Annotated in this window: 5 protein-coding genes; all 5 read left to right on the top strand. The window is 43.1% G+C overall.

Annotation, left to right across the window (positions count from 1 at the left end):
* Positions 1-5: 5 nt before the first annotated feature.
* Positions 6-323 (top strand): 30S ribosomal protein S10, encoded by a 318-nt coding sequence (gene rpsJ, locus WJ238_RS00325; protein WP_033124771.1) that lies wholly within the window; start codon positions 6-8, stop codon positions 321-323.
* Positions 324-393: 70 nt separating this feature from the next.
* Positions 394-1,074, top strand: coding sequence for a 50S ribosomal protein L3 (gene rplC / locus WJ238_RS00320; protein ID WP_230107003.1), 681 nt, complete (start codon positions 394-396; stop codon positions 1,072-1,074).
* A 27-nt stretch (positions 1,075-1,101) separates the two neighbouring features.
* Positions 1,102-1,722, top strand: coding sequence for a 50S ribosomal protein L4 (gene rplD / locus WJ238_RS00315; protein ID WP_230107002.1), 621 nt, complete (start codon positions 1,102-1,104; stop codon positions 1,720-1,722).
* The gene (gene rplW / locus WJ238_RS00310) at positions 1,722-2,027 is read left to right on the top strand and encodes a 50S ribosomal protein L23 (protein WP_337605844.1); all 306 of its coding nucleotides are present in this window, start codon (positions 1,722-1,724) and stop codon (positions 2,025-2,027) included. The genes rplD and rplW overlap by 1 nt, the downstream gene beginning before the upstream one ends.
* 108 nt (positions 2,028-2,135) lie before the next feature.
* A partial coding sequence (rplB, locus tag WJ238_RS00305; protein ID WP_337605843.1) for a 50S ribosomal protein L2 occupies positions 2,136-2,853 on the top strand: 718 nt, incomplete at its 3' end.

Here is a 2,853-nt window from a genome sequence, read left to right as displayed (position 1 = left end):
TTTTTATGGCAAGTCAAGTAATGAGAATCACATTGAAAGCGTATGATCATCAGCTTGTTGATGCATCCGCAAAGAAAATCATCGAAACTGTAAAGAAAAATGGAGCGAAGGTGAGCGGACCTGTACCGCTTCCGACAAAGAAGGAAGTAGTGACAATCCTTAGAGCTGTTCACAAATACAAAGACTCCAGAGAACAGTTTGAGCAGAGAACTCATAAAAGACTGATTGATATCATTACGCCGACCCAGAAGACAGTAGATGCTCTGTCAAGACTGGAAATGCCGGCTGGTGTTTATATTGATATCAAAATGAAAAACAAATAAGCAGTATTCCTAAAATTTAGGATGAACGTCAAAAAAGGCGTTCCGCTGTAAATCACAGGAGGTATTTATAATGAAGAAAGCTATCTTGGCTACAAAAGTTGGAATGACACAGATCTTCAATGAAGACGGCGTTCTGACACCGGTAACTGTGCTTCAGGCTGGACCATGCGTGGTAACACAGGTTAAGACAGTGGAAAACGATGGATACAGCGCAGTGCAGGTTGGATTCATGGATAAGAAAGATAAGATCATCAACAAGGACAAGAGCGGTAAGAAAGAAATCGTTCATCGCCATGGTGTGACAAAAGCAGAGCAGGGACATTTTGCAAAAGCTGGTGTTTCCGGCAAGAGATTTGTAAGAGAGTTCAAGTTTGAGAATGCTGAAGAATATACACTGGCACAGGAAATCAAGGCTGATATCTTTGAGGTTGGTGATAAAGTAGATGCTACAGCAATCTCCAAAGGTAAAGGATTCCAGGGTGCTATCAAGAGACATGGACAGCACAGAGGACCTATGACACACGGTTCCAAATTCCATCGTCATGCAGGTTCCAATGGTGCGGCTTCTGATCCGAGCAAGGTATTTAAAGGAAAGAAAATGCCTGGACAGATGGGAAACAAGAAGATCACGATCCAGAATCTGGAAGTTGTACGCGTAGATGCTGATAAGAACCTTCTTTTAGTAAAAGGTTCTGTACCGGGACCAAAGAAATCTCTGGTCACAATTAAAGAGACAGTAAAAGCTAACTAGGTTTTACGAGGAAGGAGGAACACTTAGATGGCAAACGTATCTGTTTACAATATCGAAGGTAAAGAAGTTGGTACGATCGATCTGAACGATGCTGTATTTGGTGTGGAAGTAAACGAGCACCTGGTACACATGGCGGTTGTAAGCCAGCTTGCAAATAAACGTCAGGGAACACAGAAAGCAAAGACACGTTCCGAAGTTTCCGGCGGCGGAAGAAAACCATGGAGACAGAAAGGAACCGGTCATGCAAGACAGGGATCCACAAGAGCTCCACAGTGGACAGGAGGCGGAGTTGTATTCGCACCGGTACCGAGAGATTATTCATTCAAAATGAATAAAAAAGAAAAGAGAGCGGCTCTGAAATCTGCTCTGTCTGCAAAAGTTGCAGAGAACAAATTCATTGTGATCGATGAGATCGCTTTTGAAAACTTTAAGACAAAGAATTTTGCAAACGTATTGAAGAACCTGGATGTAAACAAGGCATTAGTCGTATTGGAAGATGGAAATGTAAATGCAGAGATCTCTGCAAGAAATATTGCTGATGTAAAAACTGCAAAGACAAATACAATTAATGTGTACGACATCCTGAAATACAACACAGTGATCACAACAAAGGCTGCTGTTGCTGCAATCGAGGAGGTGTACGCATAATGGCTGATATCAAATATTATGATGTAATCCTTAAACCGGTAATTACAGAAAAGAGCATGGAGCGGATGGGCGAGAAGAAATATACATTCCTTGTTCATACAGATGCTACAAAAAATCAGATTAAAGAAGCTGTTGAGAAAATGTTCGCCGGAACAAAAGTAGAAAGCGTAAACACAATGAACAACGGCGGAAAGAAAAAGAGAGTGCGCGGAACCATGCAGTTCGGTACAACCGCTAAGACAAAGAAAGCGATTGTTCAGCTGACAGAAGAAAGCGCAGATATTGAATTGTTTGAGGGACTGTAAAATTTGCTGAAAGCAAAAACAGTACAGGCGTCCATTCCCCGCCGGGGAAGGGACAAAGCATACGGACAGAAACCGTGATAATAAACAGTATTGAAAGGAGAAGCAATCATGGGAATCAAAACCTATAACCCATATACGCCTTCCAGAAGACAGATGACTGGATCTGATTTCTCTGAAATCACAAAAACAACTCCAGAAAAGTCTCTGCTTGTTTCCAAAAGCAGCCAGGCAGGACGTAATAACCAGGGAAAAATTACAGTAAGACACCGCGGAGGCGGAGTTAAGAAAAAATATAGAATCATCGACTTCAAGAGAAGAAAAGATGGTGTTGCAGCAACAGTATTAGGAATCGAGTATGATCCGAACAGATCTGCAAATATCGCTCTGATCTGCTACGAGGATGGAGAAAAAGCATACATCCTGGCACCGCAGGGATTGACAGACGGTATGAAAGTCATGAACGGACCGGAAGCAGAGGTAAGAGTAGGAAACTGCCTGCCGCTTTCAGAAATTCCGGTTGGTACACAGATTCACAACATTGAGCTGTATCCTGGAAAAGGCGGACAGTTGGTACGTTCCGCTGGAAACAGTGCACAGCTGATGGCAAAAGAAGGAAAATACGCAACTTTAAGACTTCCATCTGGTGAAATGAGAATGGTTCCGATCATCTGCCGTGCATCTATCGGTGTGGTAGGAAACGGAGATCACAACCTGATCAACATCGGTAAAGCAGGACGTAAGCGTCACATGGGTATCCGCCCGACAGTACGTGGTTCTGTTATGAACCCGAACGACCATCCGCACGGTGGTGGTGAAGGTAAGACTG

Source organism: Claveliimonas sp. (assembly GCF_037273965.1).
GTDB lineage: Bacteria > Bacillota > Clostridia > Lachnospirales > Lachnospiraceae > Claveliimonas > Claveliimonas bilis.
This window is presented reverse-complemented; position numbering and strand designations above follow the sequence as displayed.